Below are 21,992 nucleotides of genomic sequence, written 5' to 3' on the forward strand. Positions count from 1 at the left end.
GATAAGCTGATTTTTTATGGTAGCCTGGCTACACCCACTTCACTTAATGCAGCAAACTTGTCACCATCAACAATCGCTGCCCTGTCAGGAATAGTGAGCTTAAAGTATCGTGCAGATATAGAAGTGGGCAACAAAAAGGTTTGTAAACCCTGAATGTTCTGCAAAGTGAACGGGCTTCCGGATACCGGCGTCCAATTGGTTCCGTCGGCGCTTGTTTCTATTATTACTGTTTTAACGGCTCGGCTTGTGCCTGAGCCTGCGTGGCGCTGTGCCAACTGGAAAGCTATAAACGTCTGCTCGCTTTGCATATCTACGGTAATAAAATGCGGAGGCTCGGGCGCAGTCGCCTGCCAGTTAGAGTGCCAGAATGTTGTAAAATCGCCATCTTTCAATGTAGTAAATCTACCGTTCACACTTCCTTCACCTGATGTTTCTTCAGAACTCCCGGTAATCGTCCAGTTAGTCCTTGCTAACGGCACAACGTTGGGGGCATTTCCTCCTGTTTGTGTGATCGGATTATATTCCCAGATCTTTTGACGCATTACCGGGTATTGAGCACCCATTCTTGCCACCAGATTAGCGCTCACTGCAATGCCCCATTGCTGGAAGAAAGGTTGCCAGTTGGTTCTCGTGTAATCACAAATCGCTTCAAAGAAAAAGTCTCTTTTTTGCTGGTCGCTGGTAGAGATCCTCACAGCCCTTCTCACCCGCTTATACAGGAACGGCATAAAATCCCATCCCCAGGGCTGACCCTGGTAACCCCAGTTGGCCGGAATTTTATTGAAGATCTGCAGGAATGGCGTGATCCTCGCAAACGGATCATTAATCGCTGCATCGGATCCGTCGAAGTTACGCGTACCCGTTGCGGAAGAAGCCCAGGCCACAGCAGGCGTCATTTTCCCAGCGAGGTCATCTACAGGATAAGTATGTTTGGCCGGGTAAACTCCCAACCGTTTTGCATTTTTAAATATGAACAGGTTACAGGTCGTCTCGCCCAGAGATCCCCAGCTCCAGTACTGTCCCTGCTGGTTGTTGTGACCAATCTCATGGAAGGTTCCCCAACTGGCAGCATTCTCGATATATTCGTGACTGGTAAATTCATCAAACCAGCCATAGCCGTATTGCGCGCGGAACGGATAACCTGATACACCACCAGCTCCGGGCGGCAAGGTAATATCCTGCACAACGCGCCAGGGTAGTAAAGGGGCCTGGTCCACAGGGTCATCACCGGGTCCCAGCACTTCTTTCAAGCCTTCCCATTCATAATAGTCATACCGGATCGCATCATTCCATTCTTTCATCAGGCGCGCGATGTCCGTTACATTGCGATCCAGAAAGAACTGCCGGGGAAGGGTGAAAATGATGTTCTCACTGCGCAGTTCCAGCCAGGGCGTGCAAGAGCTCCGGATAGCAGCCTGGAATTCTGCCTCAGAAGTTTGCCCATAAATATAGTCCGGCATCTTAACCACGTTGCTGAATGTAAGTGGCACCGGATTATCCATGGGCGTCTGCGGAATGATGTACACAGGACCGCCATACAGATTGCGCATGTAGTTTCGTCCCGGTGATAAACTGGTCCGGGAATAGATCACCGGATCGCGTTGTGAATTCTGCACGGCAGAGGCATCATAGGTCCAGGCGCCGATCTGCACCAACAGTGAGTTCATACCCGCCGGTACGTCGATGATCAGTAATTCCCCGGGCGCTGCATAAAGACCTGTGCTGACGATAGGGCCTATCGCATTCCCAAAATTATTTAAAAGGATGGGGGGCTGCGAGATGCGGAGCTGATCCTTATCTGCCGGGAAATATTTGAAATTCATATTTACCGTTACATTGTTGAGCCGCGGTTCGCTACCGCAAACCAGGCCCGGAAAGATCCTTGCTTTTGCATATTTACTGGCGTCGACATTTTTGACACTTGTGTCGATCGTCACGCCGGAGCCATCGGCTCCGTTACCCGGCACCCCGTCTTCGAAACCGAAATCGCGGTCCCTGTTGCAGGCCGTGAAGCACAGGCTTACTGAGCAGCAGACTGTCAGAAACGGTAGTAATAATCTATTTTTCATCATCCGCATTTTTTAAAGTGAAGCTTGACAGCTTATCGTAATAATATTTTTGTTATCGGGCTTATCGAACGTTAATATATTGGGGCACCCAGGTCTTCCCGTCTAATTTCCAGGACGGCGGCGTGAGTACGCCCAACCACTGATATACCTGCATGGCTACATCCACTGAGTTGGGCACAGAGCGGTATACCGCGGGTACAATAGGTGGACATACTTTCGTACTTACATCATTAAAGATGGCCGGATCCAGCCTTTCGATCAACAGGTTATTGCCGTTACCACTCTCATCAGCGATGATCTTATCAGGACCAATATTGGTCGACGGCCAGAATCCGATCAGGTTGTCTTTATATTCATCATCCGCGATATCGGTCCGGCAATAGTTGGATTGAATGTATTGATCAGTCAGCGCCGTATTATAGAGGCGCACATCGGTCAATATATAATTGGTTAATCCTGTATTATTATCATTATTGTTATTACCAAACGTCAATGGACTGGGTGAATCCAGATTACCACGGCTGGCGATGTTGATCGAACTGGCCGAACGAACGCCGTCTGTATAGACATACACTGTCCTTGTATTAGCATCCACTTGCGTAATCGTAGCAGTAAGTGTATGCCATTGATTGTCGGATATCTTGGTTCCTCTTAACTGGGTGTTACCCTGGCCTACCTGCCCGAAGTTGATCTGCCAGTCACCACCTTCGAGGAAGAATACCCAACCTACCACGCCACCGGTGAAGGTTTCTCTCTTAGATAAAATAGCGGGATAACCTACGTTAACAGCAGGGAGCTTTACCTTACATTGAATAGTATAACTTCCGGTAGCGCCGACGTTCCCGATCGAGTTGTTATTCTGCATCCGGGCCCTCTTATTGTCGGTGCGGGTGCCGTTATAGAAAGTACTGGTACCTACATATGGAATCACAGTTGGCTTCGCTGCGCTCTGAATCCTGAAGTTGGGAACCGGTGTAAAGTTGTAAGCCAGGAACATCGTATTGTGGCGGCCGTCTCTGAAGGCAGACCAGATCTCTCCCGGCCCCGGCACAAAGGGTGTGTTGTTTCCTTTGTTAGAGGAAATCATAATGAGCCAGTTTTCTTTCAGATAAGTGGGACGCGCAGCAATGACTTCCATCATTTCTGCGATCTGCTGATCAACCGTCAACACCGCATTTTTATAAGCCGGATTGGCAGCTGAATATCCACTGGCTGCACCAACGGTTTCCACCTGATGCAGTTGTACAAAAACCAGGTCAGCGCCTGCTTCTGCGGCCAGCTCGGTTTTTGCGGCATCTTTGGCAGAGACATCGTTGTTTTCAAAATTTTGCTTCACCTGCGCATCTGCTGTGAGATGATCGGCAAACACTTTTGTAGTAGTAAAGGCTGCTGTTTTTATATCCGGACGGGCATTCTTCAGACGTGTGAACAGGCTGGGATAATTTGCGAAATTGTTACCGTCGAAGCTATTGCCTGTTACACCGTGCTTTGCAGTACCGGTACCGGTCAGCAGATTAGCCCAGGTAATATAATTACCGTTGGCATTGTTTTCATAATCACTCAAGGCATCCCAGGAGAAGATCGCGTTGTCAGCCATCTGTACGAGCGTTGGAGCCTGCACCTTTCTCACTTCATCTCCCACCGCACCATCGATCATAATGAACAATACTTTGTTCCTGACCACGGTCGTGTCGGCGCGGCCTTCCTCCCCTAACTCGTTTTGAACGGATTTGTTACAGGCGCTCAGCATCATCAATACTGATGCCGCCACCATTGCTACACCGCCAAAAATTTTATTCTTCATTTTATTGCTTTATTAAAATGTATACTAATCTGGTTCAATGATCGCTATTGGTTCTGCACCCTGATCTTGACAATATTGCCTACCTCTTTGCTGTCGAATCGGGTGAATTGCCCTACCAGCATCACATAAGTAATGTTGGGATCTGTGTCACTGGGATACTCCACGAAGTCTTCGACTATTCCATCAAAAAATCCGATATTGTTATAGCCTACCGCCAATGACCCGTCAGGATTCAGCATCATAAAGCCTGGTCTCACAATACCGTCGTATTTATTGAAGGTGCCTGAGACCATGATCCTACCGTCTTTCAATTGACCGGCGAAATTGGGGATACCCGCTTCGACGGCTCTAAACTTGAACGAGTTGTCGACGTTGCCGCTCTCGTCGATCATCACAATGCCATTAACGGGCTGTCCGTTGAACGTAGTGAATTCGCCTGTAAGTAATAGGCGCTGCGTGGTGCTGTTGTAAGTGATCTTATTGATACTACCGTTCGCACCCTGGATATTGAAGGAAGCATCTCTTCTTCCGGTTGCCAGGTCAATGCGTACAATTCTTAGTGCCGGCTGATTTTCGAACACGGTGAAGTTGCCCACCAATAACAATTTATTGTTCGGCATTTCCACTCCATCATAAATAAAACCGTTAGCGCTGGTATATCCCTGAACCGGCCGGGTCCCCACATTAAGATTAAAAGTAGAATCGAGTCGTCCATCCGTGCTCAATCTTGCGACCTGGCTCATCCTGATCCTGTCGATGTAAGGACTTTCGATCGTAGATCGCTCATAAAGGATACTGTTGTAATCTGAAAAATTTCCAACGGCAACAAGGCCTGCCGAAGTATTGAAGATCCTGTTTACCGAACCGGTGAACCCTCCGTTGAAGGCAGGACCGATCGCGGTAGGCAACGAGCCATCACCTGCTACATCATAAGCGATCGTATCAAGAGAGCCATCCACATTGAAACGGGTGATATTGCTGATATTGCTCCTGGAGTTAACAGCACTGAAAACCCCACCTGCAATGATTTTATTATCACTGGTGATAACCGCCGCATTAACGGTACCGTTGAGACCAGTGGCACCAATATTGAATGCCGGCCGGATACTGGAACCGCTACCTGTGGTAGCCAGCGCGCCATTATTATCAATGAAGGCCATACCAGTAATGGCAGCCAATGCGCTGGACTGGTTCTGATAATTACGGAACGCGCCGTAAATCAGGTAGCCGCCGGTAGGCCGGGGAATGATCCCGTTGATCGAGGCGGTAGCGCGGCTGGTAGTGGCATTGAAAGTAGGATCAATATTGAGTTTGCCGCGTATATCGATCAGCGGCCCAAAATAAAACTGGCCATCGATCTCAATTGCACAGGTGCCGGTACTTGCCGTAATCGGGATGCGGATTCGCACTTCATTATCATTGACAGATACCACATCCGCGGGCGTCTGGTTGATATAGAAACGGAATGCGCCTTCCTTATCGCCCAGGCCGTTAACGCGAACGGTGACTATTGATCCTTCTGCAGCCACAGCAGGTGTAGGTGCTGCATCTTCAAAGGCTATCAGCCCCTTGGGCGAAGGTGGATAGAGCGGATCCTCACTGATCAGGTTTTTGGTACAGGACACCATCAACACCGATAAAGCGGTCCAAAGTAAAACGTATCCTGTTATCTTCTTTTTATGTATCATAATAAAATGATTGTAATAAATTGTATTAGTTGTCAATGCCTGCAGCTATCGCCGTTTCCAGAAACTTCACCGCGTCAAACCCGAAGAAATGTGTGGGGTATGTCAGCACGTGTACGTAACCATTCTCGGGATGTACGTTCACGGACGCCACATAGGCCCGGGTCCAGGTCAGGTAGTCTCTTGCAGAAGATGGAGAAGGTATATAAGACAGCACCAGCTGCCTATAACCCGCGTAAGGCACGTTTCCCCCTGCATTATATACGGCGCCTACATTCATGATCTGATCATCGTAAGAATTATAGATCTGTCCGGGATAGGCAGCTATATTGGAAAAATCAATCTGGGGAAAATCAGTGAGCGACCGCGATCCTTTGAAGATATATCTTGATAAAGCCTGTCTCCATACGGCAGGTTTCACCTGTTGATAGCGCGTGATCGGTGTTCTGCCCAGTCTATTCAGGATCTCGTTACAAGAAATATAAGTATTCCGCAGGCTTGAATCTGCAGGGGCAAAAAACGTGATGTCTTCGTTTTCAAACACGTTGGTCATGCCTGCATAATCGATGATCTTCACCAGGGTATCAAAGTATTGAGGTTTGGACTTCAGGTAGTCCAGTATGGAACCGTCGTATGCTCCGCTTTGCACACCCGTGTCTTTGTAATAATCTTTTTTACAAGCCCCTAATAAAAATGTGGCAAGTAAAACTGATACTATTAAAACCGTATTCTTTTTCATCCGTAAATGTTTTATGTTGTTAAGGATCAGCACATGTCCGAATCCTTCACACGGAAGTATCGCTTCCGGTTGATTGAATTATTCCCAGTAATTATTAAGTGTCATTTCTGGATTGTTGACCAGCGCACTGCGATCGATAGGCCATGTCCAGGCACCTGCTCTGAACTGCTCTACCGTTGCGTGATAACAGAATCGATAGCTCACATCAATGATACGCCTGCTTCTTACACAGTCAAACCAATAGTGCCCTTCGCCGATAAACTCACGCGCACGCTCCAGGAAGATCTGTTCTTTCAACTCCTCTCCGCTCTGCGTAAACGGTGCGGCTTTGGCGCGGTCGCGGATCCAGTTAGCCGCCGCTTTGGCAGACGCCTCATCGCCTAATGCTGCATACGCTTCTGCCTGCATCAAGAAGATATCCGGATAACGATAGATACACTGAGTGGCATCGTTACGGTCATTAAAATCAATCGAATTCGGATCAGCAGTCACAAGGAATTTTTTCATTTGAAAAGTCCTGTTGGCATTATAGACTGTTGCAGGATTGAACCACAATTGCAGGCGCTGATCGGCTTCCCCTTCGGGATATAAAGCTCTCATGAAATCAGACGTGTAGCTCATGTATGGAATACTCGCTGTAGTAGGATTCAGCGGGTCATATTTTACCTGGTCGAAGAAATCGCTCCAGCCAAACCGCTCTCCATAGTTCCTGTTTTGAGGAATACCAAACAGATTCTCCTTGCTTCTTCCTTTGAATATTTCAATATATCGCTCGATCGGCAACAACTCATAAGCACCGCCATTTTCATTCCTGGCCTCGTTCCCAAGAGCGATCACTTCGTTGTAATAAGCCTCGCTGTTACCCGCGTCGAACCCGGCAAGCCACATGTTCATTTCCATCATTAACGCAATTGCACCGCCTCTCATGCCCCGTATGCCCACATAGAACGGATCTTCATAGGTCCATACCATGCCTTTATAGTAAGCTTTCATATCAGCAATACAATTTTTAAGCACCTGCACCATCGGCATTCTCTTGAGTGGTTTAGAGAAATAAGGCTCTGTGTAATAAGCCACGTCTCCAAACTGACGCACCATAAAGAAATAAGCCAGGTTGCGGATGAAGACGGCCTCGCCGATATAAGAAGCTTTTAGCTCACTCGTAAGCGCCGGATCAGGAACACCACCGATCCGGTCTACTGCGATGTTGGCGGCCGCAATCACACGATAGTAGCGGTCCCATTGCGTGAAACGGACATGGTTAAAAATCGAGCGCCAGTTATTGCCGCTGTAATTATAATCCACAAAGCGGCGAATGTTGTTATTGGCAAGGTCAGCGATGTAACCCCGTCCCCAGCCCAGCTCTGTATTTTCTTTTACCATGCCACCGCGCAGTTCACCGGCAAACGGCAGGTAAGGATATTCAGCATTGCCGGCTCCCGCCTGCATATTGGTACGGGTAGTTGCTTCTCTGAACAACTCATAGTTACCATTTGTAAAATTCTCTACGTCCTGCAGCGTTTGCCAGAAGTTATTTCCCGACAAATCACTGGGGGGATCCACATTCAGAAACTTTTTACAACCCGTGATGGATGTGAAAAGAAAAGCTGCTGTTACAAAATATAGAATACGTTTCATGTGTCTGTTTTTTATTTCTTGTTGGTCACGGCCACTCTTAGAATTGAACGTTTAGAGACATAGAATAAGTACGGGCATTGGGATATCCTTTCGAGTTGTCGCGCCCCAGGGCCGATACCAGCTCGGGATCGGGACCGGAATACTTGGAGAAAGTATATACGTTTGCCGCTGTGAAAGCCACCCTGGCGGAGCTCATACCAAACCTCCTGATCATTTCGCGTGCGAAATTGTACGAAAACGTGATCTGGCCGATCTTCCAGTAAGAGCCATCTTCAAGGAACAAAGATTGATCGGTACGGAACGGTTGTAAAACGCCGGATCTTCTGAAGTCAAAAGGATTCGGATACATAGCGCCCACAGTACCGTTAGAGCTGCCCACTGCATCAGGCCTCCAGTAGTTGTAATCCTCAATGGGCGGCAGGGCGGTCCCCCCGAAAATATTGTTAGAGAAATTAGACAGATCGCTGGCAGAAGCGGCGTTGAGCACATCGCGGACTAATGTATAGTTCACCTGTGTGATCAATGTGAAATTTCTCCACTGCACGTTGGAAACGATACCGCCGGTCGCACGAGGGAAAGGATTTCCCAAAGGCAACATATCCCTGTCGTCGATCACATAGTCACCGTTGACATCTACCCATTTAGGGTCGCCGCCCTGGAAGTAGAAGCTCTGATTGCCCAGCTGCTGACGCAGGCCGGTGGCGGGATTTACAGGTACATCGGCCGTACTTGCATAAACACCCTGATTATAATATAACAAAGGGGACAGATCACGACCGATCCGGTATACAACGGGAACGCTTACGCCATTGTCCGTTACATTAAAAATGAATTCGCGGATGCCACCGGGCAGGCGGGTCACCACTCTCCTGTTTAAAGCTCCGGTAATGTTCAACGTCCACTGAACGGGATTTTCAGCTTTAAAGATCCGGCCGGTCAATGTCAGCTCATGGCCATACTTGGCAGTGCTTACCTCGTTGGACGCCTGCTTCTGGAAACCACTGGTATTGGGCAGCGGGATCGTCTGAGGTTCGTTATCATTGGTTTCGTAATACGTGTCGTAATAGATCTCCAAACGGTTCTGGTCGAATAAACCCAGCTCCACACCAAAGTTGGTAGACGTTTTGGTTTGCGGTAAAAAACCGGTATTGGGCACTCTTTCAAGATCGATGAACACGGTAGGATTATTATTATATTGTTGTCCCACTACATATTTACCGTACACGTCGAAAATGGTACCGGTAGGCGTAATGTTCTTACCCCAGCTTCCCCTGAAGGCGCCGAACTTAAGCCAGTTCAGATTATCAGATACAAACTTTTCGCGGCCAAAGTTCCAGCGGGCACTGATCGCGGGGTTTACGGTGTAACCGGCGTTTGCACCATTCGTAGACGTCGCATCGCGACGGTAGTTCAGGTCAATCACATACTTGGTATCCCAGTTGAAGCTGGCATATCCGCCAAATCCGTGCAGGCGCTCGTCGGACAAATTATTGAGCACACCACCGAGGGACAATTGAGGATTGTAACCGATGGGCCCTTCCACATCATCGTTGGGAAAGCCGGTCAGGATATTGCGGCTGGCGCGGAACCCGGTGGCACTTATCTCGGTGAATGCACCGGCAGAAAGCTGGAACACATCATTGAACATCTGAACGAAATCCAGTGCAGTACGGTTGTTCAACACGTAACGCCTGTCGTATTGTGTTACCCCTTCTGAATTATTATTATTGATGTAAGAAGGGATATATACATCTTCCGTACCTGAATTAAAATTATAGCTGAAATTATTTCTTGCCGTCAGGCCGGGCACGAACGTCCACTGCAGATCAAGAGATCCAAGGATGTTGGCTGACTTATTATTACTTCTGATCGCGTCGAAATTAAAGGCAGATCCCGTTCCGGAATAGATTGAGGCCGGCAATAAAGAAGACGATCGTACCGCATTGTTTAAATCATCCTGGGAGAGATTGGACCCACTACCTGCCTCCCTTTGCCCCAATGCGCCCTGCAGATTGATGATAGCCCGGAAGGCTTCTGTTGGCTGATACAGTGCGTTCATGCTTAATGTATATCGCTTGAAGCCTGTATTTTGTATGATACCATTTTCCTGATAATAGTTCAGGTTGGTTTTATAGTTGAAGGTCTTATCACCACCATACACCTGCACCGTGTGGTTCTGGTTATAGGTTGTACGATAAAACAGGTCCTGCCAGTTGGTGGAGTTGTTAAAATAGGGATTCAAACTGTCGGACAGCGGCGTGTTAATATTGATCAATCCCATTGCTGATGCCATCGAGCTGTCATAATCCAGGATAGCCTGGATCCTTCTCAGCCTTTCTTCCTTACCACCTACTACTGACCTTAACTTGGGTGGTGTCTTCACAAAGAACTGTCCGGTGTATTGCACGATCGGCGTTTTGGATTGCCCTCTTTTCGTTGTGATGATGATCACCCCGTAAGCAGCGCGCGAACCATATTGCGCAGTAGCGGAAGCATCTCTTAACACGTCGATCTTCTGAATATCTTCAGGCGGGATGAGGGCAATCGGGCTGATACCAGGACCACTGCTCTGGAAACCATACTCGTAACCGGCATTGACATCAATAGGCACCCCATCCACTACAAACAAAGGTGATGTAGGCGTCAGAAACCCGTCGGCACTTACATTGATACTGGAAGAACCCCGAAGGTTGATGCTTCCTATACCACCGGGAGACCCGTTATTATTTTGTACATCCAGACCGGCGACTTTACCTTGCAGCAACTCCACTACGTTCGATACCGGCACGTCCTGTAATGCTTTTCCGCTAACTGAAGCACTTGATCCCGTCGCGACATCGCGTGTTTTATTGCGATATCCTTCCACACGAATCTCCTGCATGGAACCGGTAGCACCAGCCTCAATGAAAATATCCAGCGTACTGTCTGCATCTTTTACAATATAGGTTTGTGTGACATAACCGGTATGGCTAAAGCTCAGGTTGGTCCCTGCTGCAACATTGATGGTAAACTCGCCTTCGGCATTGGTTACACTGATGGGCCTGGGCGGTGTGCCGGCAGAGATAGTTACATTCGCTTTACCCGTGCTGGTTTCCTTATCCCATACACGTCCTTTGATAATGCGCGATGTACTTTGAGCGCTCGCGCTATTCCACAGGCTGCCAACTAATAGTAAGATAAAGGAAAAATAGCTTAATCTCATTTCAATCAATTTTGACTTTATTAAATTCATAGCCTGTTTTTATAGATCATCAGAAGTTTTAGGCACATCGGTTTTAAAAGCGAATATTATTTCCCAATCACCCGGATCGAAAATGGCGAAGTTCATCCCGAACACAGAGTTGATCCGCGCGCCACCGAAGCCTAACCGCGAGTAGGTAAACCGCGCTGCAGCAGTAATACCATCGCCGGAAGTGTATCTCGTCGGAATATTACTGAGAGGAATAGGATAGGCCACATCATACTTCACATATGTATCGGTCTTTTGCATATTGAAACCGTGCACTAAATGTTCCCAATCCGTCGTATTAAAGATGGACGGGTTTAAAGGCCGGAATAGTGTATCGAGGAAACGGAAAGTAAGCGTGTTCCCTGTGGAAGGCTCTACTTTACGGATATACACATCGACATCGCCCGAACCCAGGTACCGGCGGTCATCTTTGGCGCCAACGACATTCGTAATCACAGAGATCCCAAAGTTCTCTCTGATGGGCTGGCCCGTCAGACCGTTGAGATTGGTAGGAATGGTAGGGCTTTCCCTGAAAGGCTTCAGCTTCAGGTTGCGGTAGAACCGCCGTCCGCCGGAGTTGGATAATTCAACATCGAACAGATATCCCGAATCAGGCTGTGGTTGAATGAAGTTGGATCGACCTGATGACCAGAAAGTAATATTGCCGGTATGCGGGCTCATTTCAAGGATAGGATGGTATTCGATAGTCCGTTTCGCTTCGATCTCTTCAATGGATTGCTCCTGGCCATTATAAGCCTCCTTCCAAACCTTTACAGGAAAGGCTTCTGTCAGTTCGGGCGCAGGATCGCCGGTTACGCGGCGGACATTCACAATTTTGAAGTCGGCAGGATAGGTGGTACTGCCTTTAAAAAAGTTATTGGTAAAGTAAGTAGTACGACCCAGGTAAGGTTCGTAAAGATCGATGGTAAACTGTGAATCGGCACCGACAGTATTGCGCTCCTGCGGCAAATATTTTTTACAGGCCACTGCAACTGCTGCAGATAATATGAGCACATAAAAGCCCGGTCTGCTTACAATACGGTTCATATATTTATTATCATTAAACATTAGCATTGTTTTTATCTTAGTTACTGATCGGTCTCCTGTTAAGGGCGTTGATGAAATCGTTTCCGAAACCGAAGTTGTGTCCGACATCCAGCACGTGGATGGTAGCGTTGTCTGTTGTAATATCTACCGTGTTGGTATATACCCGGATCCAGTTGACATTGAACACCGACCCGCGGGTATCACTAAAGAGGATCGCTTTGGGACCACCGCCTAAGTAGCCCGAAGCGTTGGTGACCTCATACTGCAGGTGCATCTCGTAGCCGTATTTCATGGAAGGGAATTCGAGACCATCTGCACGCGACGACAAGTCGCCGGTCTTGATCTGTCCGGGGATGATATACTTACTGAAGAACGTGTCGAGCACACTCTGGTCCATAGTGCTGAAGGACACGGGAGGCAAGGCAGGAACGGAGTCCCGGCGGGCGTTGTTGATATTTTGCAACGCAATCGTATAAGACCTGTTTGAAGTGGCAAAGATGGTATAGTTGCCATTGCGGATAGAATCGGCCACTCCGGGCAGCCGGTTGATCACCAGCAGCATTGAATCATACACACCGGGCTTGGACTGAAAATAGGACAACGCATCCCCGTCATACGTATCAGCATTGTTTTCGTAATTCACAAACGGGCTGTCGTCTTTCGTACAGGATGAAAGCCAGGAAACCAGGCACATGTACACCGTTACTATGGCGATCCATCTTTTGGTCAATAATTTACTTCTCATAAATAGGATATAATCTTGTTAATGACTTTAGCTAACTATTTCCAATAACTGTTTTGCTGAAGATTGGGGTTTCTGTTGAGCACGTCTTGTGCGATCGGCCAGTAAATGCCTCCCTGATCTATCAACTGGTTGAAGGCGGCATTGGTTCTTTTCAATTTATTGAACCGGACAAGGTCGTACCATCTCCAGCCTTCACCCAGCAACTCTCTCCTTCTCTCCGCAAAAATCTCTGTGATCAGATCTAGGTCGGGGGTATAATTCAATCCGGATATACCGCGGTTGGACCGCATAGCATTTAACTTCTGAATGGCCTCTTCTCCCCTGCCCAATACAGCCAGCGCTTCAGCATTTAAAAGGGTGAGCTCTTCCAACCTGGTAAAAATGATGGAGGAATTATACTTAGCAAAGGTTCCGTCACCGCCCCCGCCATTTACTACTCTTATCTTTTTGAACACCGGAATGGCAGATGAAAAATTCTCGAAATAGGCTTCCGTAGGCAAGCCATTCAAAGGGTTAAAACCAAACCGCTGGTCATTGCCGTTAGACCTGGGGAAAAGCGCTGCAATGCTGTCTTTGTTTACATATATGTCCGGAGACTGTTTCGACATGGGGAATGCGGTGGTATTGGCGAGCGTTAACTGTTCGATGTGGCCGGAAGTAGAAGATTCACCGCGTTCATAAATAAAATTGAACCCGATCATTTGATTCCAGCTCACATCTGAAGTACTGAATAAGAACAGTTCTCCTACCAGCTCCGCTGTACTAACGGTAGTCAAATTGGCCCTCGTAGCATTATCTAAAACAAACTGGCTATAGACGGCCACATTGATGTAATCGCCCTGAAGCGCTGCAATATGAGCCAGTATCGCATAGGCCGATAATCTTCCGAGCAAAGTATTTTTCCAATCGGCAGCCGCTTTGCCATAATAATTGGGAGGATATACCAGGTCGGCATCCACGGTAGAATACTGGTACGGTAAGCGATTGGCTACATCAAGTAATTCGTTTTTGGCAAAGCCCAAGACCGCGTTTTTATCGGTGCGAGGTGTATTGACAAAATCACCTTCTCCTGTAGCTGTGATCAAAGGCACATCGCCCCAGGTCCTTACCAGCATGTAATATGCAAAAGCCCTCAGCGCCCGGGCCTGCGCTACATCCAGCTTATAATAGGATTGTGTGTAACGTGGATCAGCCAGACAGCCATCCGCTCTTTCGATAAAAAGATTGCAGGCATTGATAACAGAGTAAAACCTGCGCCAGTTGGTCACTTCACTGATCAGAGGGAAAGAAGCATTCAGGTTTCCGTCAATAACGGCTTTCAAATCCGGGCGGCTAACGGCCTGGAAATCTCCTCCGCGCAACTCGCCAAGGATCCAATAGGCGTTGTTATCAGCCAAGGCTGCACGGAAAAGACCGTACATGCCAGACAGTCCGGCCCGCGCATCTTCGAAGGTGGTCCAATGCCCTTCTTCCGAAGCCTGACGGGTGGAAGCCACATCTAATTGTTTATTGCACGCGCTTGAAAAAGCTATGGCAACGACCGCGATAAAAGCCAGGCGCAGATTGTAACAATATTTTTTCATTCCTCTATTTTTTTAGGGGTCACTGATGGTGACCTGTATGTTGTCGAATTGTAAACCGCATGTCTTACACGCTCTTGTTGTCTGATACGGATCGTATCGTCGGAGCATGCTGTTAAAAGTTCATTCTCACGCCCAGGATCAGGGATGGCGGGTTGGGCAAGCCATAACCATTGTACACACCGTTGTAATTTACCAGTTCGGGGTCATCTCCTTTAAATGGAGATATCGTTAATAAGTTGGTACCGGTAGCATATATCACGAATTTCCTGAAAGCCGTTCTGGTCCCGCCCTGGCTGAGGTCATAAGCAACAGACACAGAGCGCAGCTTGAGATAAGAAGCATTGTCCAGGAATAAGTCCTGATCCAGCCTGTAAGGAACCACCGGGCTCCAGGGGTTATACACCGGGTATCCGGAGAGATCCTGTTTTCTTTCCCAGAAAGTGATTTCTTTAACCGAGTTGATATTATTATTTACCTCCGTGTTAATGAAGTCGAGCCGGGAAGAAGCATATTGGTTTAAAGCATTTCTCTTCAAAGCAAAGTGAAACTGGAAGTCTAATGAGAAGCTCTCGTAAGTCAGGCTGCTTCCAAATCCACCCAGCAACTTAGGCATATAATTTCCTTGTAATACCTTGTCGTCATCGTTGATTACGTAATCGCCGTTGATATCTTCCCATCTTGGATCGCCGGCTTTTAACGCTACGCCTTTGTAGGTGATGGGGCTATTAGTAGCAGGGTTCGCGGGCACTTCCGCATCAGTATTATATATTCCATTGTTCCTGAGCACCCAGAATGCATCGACTGGCTTTCCCACTTCCAATTTGGTACTGCCGATCTCCACATGGTCCAGTCCTTCGGGCAACGCTGCCAATTTGTTTTGATTATAGTTCAGGTTACCGGTAAACAACCAGCCCAGCCGTTGCCTTTGTTGCGGCAGGATCTGCGCAGCAAAGGAAAAATCGATGCCGGTATTGTTCACGGCCAGCCCGCTTTTGTAAGCGCCGTTGTAGCCCCACTCCGCAGCTACGGGCACGGGAAGCAACATGTCTTTGTCCGCTTTCCGGTAGCCGTCAATGCCGAATTTCAGGCGATCTTCGAGCAGGCCAATGCGAAAGCCGATATTTAATTGATCAGTATAAGCCCAGGGAATTCCATAGCCCACCCAACCGGACGAGTAAGGTCTGGATAAACCGCCGATGCCCGAATAGGATCCCATGGTGGGCTCGTCTGTAAACCCAAGATCCACACGATAAGAGGGGCCCGCATTGAAACGGTCGTCACTCAGTAATTTTCCGATGCGTGCGTAAGAAGCATTTACAGAAAGCGCACTTACAGTGTTAGCCTCGGCAATCAAATGTTGAAAATCATATTCAGCTCCTGCAGAATAGTTGGTAAACCAGCGGTTATCGGCCTGCATGTTGGAAGAACCTTCACGGCTGACAATGGCGCTTAGTTTTAATACGCCATTATAGCTATACACCGCGTTTCCGAAGAAGGAAAGCAAACGGGATTGCATTTTTCCGGGGAAATAATTCACCAGGAAACCGCGGGGTGTCAGGTATTCTGAACTATTGGGATCTCCGTTCACCACATTTATTTTCACAAAGTCGTTGGGCGTGTTGTTGGCGTATGCATAGTCATATTTATAGACATCAGATACGAAGTTCTGACCACCTCTGATGCTCAGGTTACTATTGAGACCTAGATCCCAGTCGTAAGACAAACTGTTGGTGATCACTAACCGCTGGTTATAGCCAAAGTAGTTGGAAACAAAATTGTTCCCCTCCAGCAACGCTCTGGGCCAGAACACATCACGAATGCCTTCATTATAGTCAAACCCGATGCGACCGGTATAATTCAGCCTCTTAAAAGGATTAGCACTGATCGCCAGGTACCCCTGGATCAAATTGTTGACATTGTCATCAATGGATCCTGTCGCATAATCTTCATCGAATTCTCTCAGGTAGCTGCCATATAATTCTTTATTTGGCGTGAGCGGGTTGGTCAGGTCCGGGATATAGCGCTGTTCGGCCAGGCGGTCCCTCACATTCCGGTTCCTGTCGCGCTGCTGCCGGGTATACCCGATCATACTGGATACCATCAGCCATTTAACCGGTGCCACATTGATATAGAACGATCCGTTATACCTCGTAAAGGAGGTAGCATCCGCCGAGTTGGCATTCTGCGTCAAGCCGGTGAAGAAGCGGAAATTGGCGCGCTCTGATCCACCGCTGATACTCGCATCGATATTATATGTTGGCGCATATTGGTAATACAGATCCGTCCAGTTAGCTGGTCCGTAATAATCTGAGTTGGTAGAGTCTCTAAGATAAGGCGGGTAGTTGAGCCGGTCGTTAATAGTTCCGTACCGGTTGTAAAACGGTTGTCTGAAGTTATCTTCAAAAGCTGCATTGGTCGCATATACATCGGGTTTGGCCGCATAGCCAAAATAAGAGTTGATGCTGATTTCCCTGAACCCGGACCTGGCGTTTTTGGTTGTGATCCAGATGGCACCATTAGCTGCCATAGATCCCAGCGAAGCCAATGTCAGCGGGTCTTTGATCACTTCAATAGATTCGATATTATCCTGGTTATAAGCGGCCAGCAAGTTTGTTGCGGGACCGATACGGTTAAAATCGAATTTCTGAATCTCATAAGCGAAAGGATTATCCTGGGCCAGCGGAATACCATTCACAAATATGACGGGTTGCTGGTCGAAAAGCTCTCTCTTGCTCAACAGCGGCGCGCCAATACCCCGGATGAAGATCTGCTGTTCCGTACCCGGCTCGCCTGAAGATTCCTGAACATACACACCGGCCGCGTTACCCTTCAACATTTGCTGGACAGAGATGAAGGGTTGTTGCAGCACGTATTGCGCAGGCACTTCATTGATGGCAGCCCCTTTAAACCGATCCGCAATCGTCAGCAGCTTCACCCCGTTAGTGGCCGCTGTCAGCAATGTGTCTTCTGTACCTGTGTCACTGGTATCCACATCCTGAGCCAGAAGGGTAACAGGGAGGGCCAACAGCAACATTTGAAAAATAAAAATCCGCAACGAACTGAAGTCAATGACTAGTCTCATCAAGTTAAAATTTTAGTTTCTTTGTAGGCAATTGTTAAATCATTAAAGCCAATTATCTTTAACAGTTTACTTGTAATGGGGCTCTGAGTTTAATCGGGCTAAGTTCTTCGGGGCCAATCTCGGCGACCATTTCAAACGTTGTAAACCTTTGAAATAGGTCTTGTCATTTTTCTCGAGCACTGTAAATGTAGAGAGGTTTTTTTGGTAATCCGGTGCGCAACCGTATGCGCAAATTTCACAATTCGATAAAGATGTTTGTTAAAATATGCGGGCAATTGAAGTTAATTGTTAAAATATATTTCCAAAATTTCGTATCGCTTTTTGCAGGCTCATCTCATTGAATACAGGCAACAAGGGCAACAGTGAAAAACCAACACCTTCTGTTAATCAAACGCTGAAAGAATCGCTGAAACGCCTGTCAACACTGTGTTTCAACAGGTCACGCACAGATCGCTTATTAATTGCAAATATCCATTCGTAAACAGATCAGCTTCCAATCAACACCACTAACTACAAGAATATAGGCAAACCAGGAACGGGTTTTCTAAACCCGGTAATAAGGCTCATTCATCGGTCAGCTATCGCTCTTAAGATTTATGTATCTTTTTGCGCGCATTACACACGCACGGTAATTGAAAAAGATAGCCTCGTCGCTCAACAACATGGAAGGGGCATAAAAAAAACCGCGCTTCATCTGTTAGATAGAAGCGCGGAATCATCAATATATTTTTGCTGGAAGTAACCGGCGATTGTAGGCGGGTTACCTGACTCCTGTGTACATATTTACTTCAGGTAACGAATAATTGCTTTGGTTAGCGTCTCAGCAGAGATTAGGTTTATAGATCAAACAAAAGATAGCGCCCATGCCCGTTCGGCGGAGCAAAAATGCGATACTACCATCCGCATTACTGCTTAACCTTCGTGTAGGGAATTCTCATTTTCAGTTCCCATGTACCGGTATCATTAATTTTTATACCCCAGCGTATATACCCGTAGTTCCTGATCTCGCCGGTGTTCGGATCTTTGAAAGGCGCCCAGAACGCGTCCCACTGTTCCCTGGTTTTAGGTCCGAAATTGGCCTCGTACGCCTCCCTGTCAACCACAAACGCATCTTCCCTGGTGAGGTAATACATCAGGTAAGAACTGTTTCCGCTATAAGACCGCCCATATTGAGGAAACGGTGGCGCAGGAAGGAAAAATGAGGTTTGCTTTTCACCTTTTATCGTCTCTACGGAGTTGTCATGATAATTTTGCAAATAGGTAGATCCGCTGGGATAAAAAGTAATTTTGTTAGTTCCTACCGATTTGCCATAGCTATCCTGGATCAGCATGTTCACCTTAACAGAGAGCTTAGGCTCCTCACTTATTTTTTGTATCGAGAAATAAGGATGCGTTCCGTTAAGTACCGCAGGTATGTCTTCGTCATCAGGTCCGGAGATAATGTCGGTATAGGCGGTTGTGATGCCTTTGTCTGACTTCAAATACAACCTGGACCTCATTTCAACCGGGAACTCTACCGGCTTGAAAGGCGCCAGTTTGATGATAGCATAGTCCTTTAAAATTTTCTCACCTTTTACGTTGGAGACCCGCAGATCCACCTTAAACGCATCGCCTTTGACAAATTTGGTTGCCTGCGTAAACGCAAACTCTCCGCTCACCTCATTGATCAGTATAGAAGGCTCATTGGACAACTCCAGCTTTTTTTCAGCGAGTGCTAAAGTAGTATCGGTGTCGCCGTTAAACGCTTCTTTCCAGACGCGGATTTCGTGTTTTTGAAGAAGTTCATTATCAGGATTACCTTCCAGGTCGGTAAAACCGACAATCTCCCAGCGAAGCGGTGCCGTAGAGCCTTCCACGGCGGGACGAGCGGAGACGCTAAACGCCCCTCTGTTCACGGTAATGGTATCTTGCACTGAATGGATATTATCACTCAGATACCCGATCTCTGGTCGCCTGCAGGAAACTATTACCAGAAGCGATAACAGCAAAAGCTGGTATATTTCTTTTTTCATTCTCTAGTTATTTTAGTTTTTGATCTAAAACTATTCAGATGGATCACCTGAATAGAACAGCATGATCTCATTTATATAATGTTCACTTGCCGGTGACTTTTTTTATTGATACCTGAACAAGACATGGCCGCCACCTAACACATGTATCACTCCGTTTGTAGACAATAAGTTGGACGTCGTCACCAGGAGCTTAAGGTCATCTTTCGTATCTCCCCAATCGTCCCACTCATTTCCTCTCTTGTAAGTGAGGTATACAAATTCCGGTAAGGAACTAAGCTTACTGTCGTATTTCTTATTCGGTTCGAGCGAGATGCGCCATTGCTCTCCGTTGAGCGCGGTAGTAATACTACCTGGAGCAGTCATATCGGCGCGGGTAATTTTCCCGGGAAAAATATAGCTGCCCATATACTTTTTTAAAGTGTCTACAGGGATATCATTTACAGTGAACACCGCCTCGGGATCAGCTTTTCGCTTTTCAGCTAAAATAAGATCAACATACTTTCTGATCGATAGATTATTCGGCGCAAACAGTGTGTTTCCGGCGTTCACTTCATCAACAAGCCCGGCTTTCTCAATCAACAAGGCTAACGTGTCGAGGTGTGGATGAGATTGCAAGAAGGTGAAAGTATCTGAACCTACTTCCGGGTTGCTCACGCCCCCGTCTACGAGGTAATCATTTTTCGCACATGATATTATGGACAACGCTACCAGTATTATTGATATGTATCGTTTCATCGTTTAATGTTTTATTGAAATTTTAGTCCGCTGAAATAGTCGGCATGATCCTTCCCTACGGACGAATGATTCTATTCAGGTTATAAGCGCCCTTGCCAGTACTCGGTTTGCACGATCGCCGGATTTCTGCTGATAATACCAGGCGAAACGGGCCAGAAATAACCCTTTTTTCTTTTTCTTTCACTATTCATCCAGGGAACACCCTCGAAATAGTCCATCCGGATCCTGTCAAATGCCGAGTGCCCTTCAGCTACCAGCTCAATAGCTCTTTCATTGAAGATCGCTTCAATAAGACCGGCACGATCCGCTGCTCCGGTGTAGTTGGGAACACCTGCTTTGCTACGGATCAAATTAAGATCAGCGATTGCTTTTTGAAAATCGCCCAGCTTTGTATAGGCTTCCGCGCGGAGCAGATAGATATCGGCCAACCTGAAGATCAGGATATTGGTTTCGGAGAAAACACTATGTGGGTCATCAGAGTCAGGATCGTCAGAGCTCAACGCATACTTCAGTGGAAAGGTACGGTTGCCCGCACCGGCGAAGTCATTAAAAAAGATTTCTTTTCTTATATCTTTTTCGCGCTCCGGCTCCCGCATGAATATGAACCCATAAAAATCAGGGTTGCCGTCGGGGCCATCATTATTCTCGGCATTAACAACTGGTTGGTTCAGCGTCAAACCTGATATCGTTCCGTTGTTTCTGCTTACAATATAAGATTCGTTGTCATCGGTACTGATATTGATCTCGAAAAGACCCGTCTTGGACGCTCCTTTCACCATACTTTCGAAACCTTCCTGGCCTTCAGCTACATAGTCCACGAGGCTGGCATTGCTGTTGTTGATCACCGAAGTGGCTGCGGCCACGCACTGTTGCATCAACGCGGTGTTGTTAGCATCTCTGCTGGCATACCACAACGCTACATGCGCTTTCAGCGCTTCGGCACTGGCTTTATTGGCAAAGATGGCCCACCGTTGTGCGCCGGGAGAGGAATACTCCAAAAGGCCGATCGCTTTATCGGTAGCCTCCATAATATATTTCAACACATCTTGTTCTTTGGAACGGGCAATCTCGACGATGAAGCCGTCCTGGGTAATTAATTGATCAGACGTTTCGATCGATTCATGAACAATAGGCACTTCTCCCCAGATGCGCGCCATATAGAAATAAGAAAGAGCGCGTACAAAAGCGGCTTCGCCTAATATCCTTTTTTTCGCCTGTGGCGTGGAGAACAGCTCGTCAGGCATTTCACTAACATATTTTTCTATGGTGAAAGCCCAGTTGGCCGCCCGGTAAAATAATTTCCACTCGGCCGTTTCGCCGCGATAAGGCAGATCGAAGTTGCCATTGTTTTCAATATAATCGATGATCCAAAAATCACTGTCCATAAACGTCATGGCCGGAAAGTCGCCCCAGATCAGGAAGCTGGCCTGAGTCATCAGCGCCTCTTTCAACAAGGCATAAGAACCAGACAAGGCACCCTCGGCATTGCTTTGAGACGTCCAGTAAACATTAGGATGAGTGATGGTGATCGGCTCCTGATCGAGTATGCGATTACAACTGTAAAAGCTCAATACTCCCACCATCAAGGCGCATATTTTTAGTTTCAGTACTTTTTTCATGTTAT

At 47.3% G+C, this 21,992-nt stretch carries 13 protein-coding genes; all 13 read right to left on the reverse strand.

Going from position 1 to position 21,992, the window contains the following annotated elements; translation table 11 throughout:
• Positions 1-14 precede the first annotated feature (14 nt).
• Entirely contained in the window at positions 15-2,072 is a 2,058-nt protein-coding gene (locus tag ACU37H_RS04965) for a M60 family metallopeptidase (protein WP_472703258.1), read from the reverse strand.
• 58 nt (positions 2,073-2,130) lie between these two features.
• Entirely contained in the window at positions 2,131-3,873 is a 1,743-nt protein-coding gene (locus ACU37H_RS04970; protein ID WP_472703259.1) for a DUF4983 domain-containing protein, read from the reverse strand.
• A gap of 44 nt (positions 3,874-3,917) precedes the next feature.
• Positions 3,918-5,561 (reverse strand): IPT/TIG domain-containing protein, encoded by a 1,644-nt coding sequence (locus ACU37H_RS04975; protein ID WP_472703260.1) that lies wholly within the window; start codon positions 5,559-5,561, stop codon positions 3,918-3,920.
• A 25-nt stretch (positions 5,562-5,586) separates the two neighbouring features.
• On the reverse strand, positions 5,587-6,297 hold the full coding sequence (locus ACU37H_RS04980) for a hypothetical protein (protein WP_472703261.1): 711 nt from the start codon (positions 6,295-6,297) through the stop codon (positions 5,587-5,589).
• 78 nt (positions 6,298-6,375) lie between these two features.
• Positions 6,376-7,935, reverse strand: coding sequence for a RagB/SusD family nutrient uptake outer membrane protein (locus ACU37H_RS04985; RefSeq protein WP_472703262.1), 1,560 nt, complete (start codon positions 7,933-7,935; stop codon positions 6,376-6,378).
• 37 nt (positions 7,936-7,972) lie between these two features.
• Positions 7,973-11,137 (reverse strand): SusC/RagA family TonB-linked outer membrane protein, encoded by a 3,165-nt coding sequence (locus ACU37H_RS04990; RefSeq protein ID WP_472703263.1) that lies wholly within the window; start codon positions 11,135-11,137, stop codon positions 7,973-7,975.
• Between the two features lie 39 nt (positions 11,138-11,176).
• The gene (locus ACU37H_RS04995) at positions 11,177-12,211 is read right to left on the reverse strand and encodes a DUF5007 domain-containing protein (RefSeq protein ID WP_472703264.1); all 1,035 of its coding nucleotides are present in this window, start codon (positions 12,209-12,211) and stop codon (positions 11,177-11,179) included.
• Between the two features lie 37 nt (positions 12,212-12,248).
• On the reverse strand, positions 12,249-12,956 hold the full coding sequence (locus ACU37H_RS05000; RefSeq protein WP_472703265.1) for a fasciclin domain-containing protein: 708 nt from the start codon (positions 12,954-12,956) through the stop codon (positions 12,249-12,251).
• 35 nt (positions 12,957-12,991) lie between these two features.
• Positions 12,992-14,539 carry a RagB/SusD family nutrient uptake outer membrane protein gene (locus tag ACU37H_RS05005; RefSeq protein ID WP_472703266.1) on the reverse strand — a complete coding sequence of 516 codons (1,548 nt, stop codon included), beginning with the start codon at positions 14,537-14,539 and terminating at the stop codon, positions 12,992-12,994.
• A 112-nt stretch (positions 14,540-14,651) separates the two neighbouring features.
• Positions 14,652-17,621 carry a SusC/RagA family TonB-linked outer membrane protein gene (locus ACU37H_RS05010; RefSeq protein ID WP_472703267.1) on the reverse strand — a complete coding sequence of 990 codons (2,970 nt, stop codon included), beginning with the start codon at positions 17,619-17,621 and terminating at the stop codon, positions 14,652-14,654.
• 905 nt (positions 17,622-18,526) lie between these two features.
• Positions 18,527-19,633 carry a hypothetical protein gene (locus ACU37H_RS05015; protein WP_472703268.1) on the reverse strand — a complete coding sequence of 369 codons (1,107 nt, stop codon included), beginning with the start codon at positions 19,631-19,633 and terminating at the stop codon, positions 18,527-18,529.
• A 102-nt stretch (positions 19,634-19,735) separates the two neighbouring features.
• Positions 19,736-20,368 (reverse strand): fasciclin domain-containing protein, encoded by a 633-nt coding sequence (locus ACU37H_RS05020; RefSeq protein ID WP_472703269.1) that lies wholly within the window; start codon positions 20,366-20,368, stop codon positions 19,736-19,738.
• A gap of 80 nt (positions 20,369-20,448) precedes the next feature.
• Positions 20,449-21,987 carry a RagB/SusD family nutrient uptake outer membrane protein gene (locus tag ACU37H_RS05025; RefSeq protein ID WP_472703270.1) on the reverse strand — a complete coding sequence of 513 codons (1,539 nt, stop codon included), beginning with the start codon at positions 21,985-21,987 and terminating at the stop codon, positions 20,449-20,451.
• Positions 21,988-21,992 lie beyond the last annotated feature (5 nt).

The sequence above is a fragment of the Niabella sp. ZPM-14 genome (assembly GCF_055693045.2).

Coding starts and splice junctions, on each gene's coding strand:
- ACU37H_RS05010 (WP_472703267.1), bottom strand. CDS start 17,621: ATGAGACTAGTCATTGACTTCAGTTCGTTGCGGATTTTTATTTTTCAA.
- ACU37H_RS05005 (WP_472703266.1), bottom strand. CDS start 14,539: ATGAAAAAATATTGTTACAATCTGCGCCTGGCTTTTATCGCGGTCGTT.
- ACU37H_RS04970 (WP_472703259.1), bottom strand. CDS start 3,873: ATGAAGAATAAAATTTTTGGCGGTGTAGCAATGGTGGCGGCATCAGTA.
- ACU37H_RS05015 (WP_472703268.1), bottom strand. CDS start 19,633: ATGAAAAAAGAAATATACCAGCTTTTGCTGTTATCGCTTCTGGTAATA.
- ACU37H_RS04995 (WP_472703264.1), bottom strand. CDS start 12,211: ATGAACCGTATTGTAAGCAGACCGGGCTTTTATGTGCTCATATTATCT.
- ACU37H_RS04975 (WP_472703260.1), bottom strand. CDS start 5,561: ATGATACATAAAAAGAAGATAACAGGATACGTTTTACTTTGGACCGCT.
- ACU37H_RS05025 (WP_472703270.1), bottom strand. CDS start 21,987: ATGAAAAAAGTACTGAAACTAAAAATATGCGCCTTGATGGTGGGAGTA.
- ACU37H_RS05020 (WP_472703269.1), bottom strand. CDS start 20,368: ATGAAACGATACATATCAATAATACTGGTAGCGTTGTCCATAATATCA.
- ACU37H_RS05000 (WP_472703265.1), bottom strand. CDS start 12,956: ATGAGAAGTAAATTATTGACCAAAAGATGGATCGCCATAGTAACGGTG.
- ACU37H_RS04965 (WP_472703258.1), bottom strand. CDS start 2,072: ATGATGAAAAATAGATTATTACTACCGTTTCTGACAGTCTGCTGCTCA.
- ACU37H_RS04985 (WP_472703262.1), bottom strand. CDS start 7,935: ATGAAACGTATTCTATATTTTGTAACAGCAGCTTTTCTTTTCACATCC.
- ACU37H_RS04990 (WP_472703263.1), bottom strand. CDS start 11,137: ATGAGATTAAGCTATTTTTCCTTTATCTTACTATTAGTTGGCAGCCTG.
- ACU37H_RS04980 (WP_472703261.1), bottom strand. CDS start 6,297: ATGAAAAAGAATACGGTTTTAATAGTATCAGTTTTACTTGCCACATTT.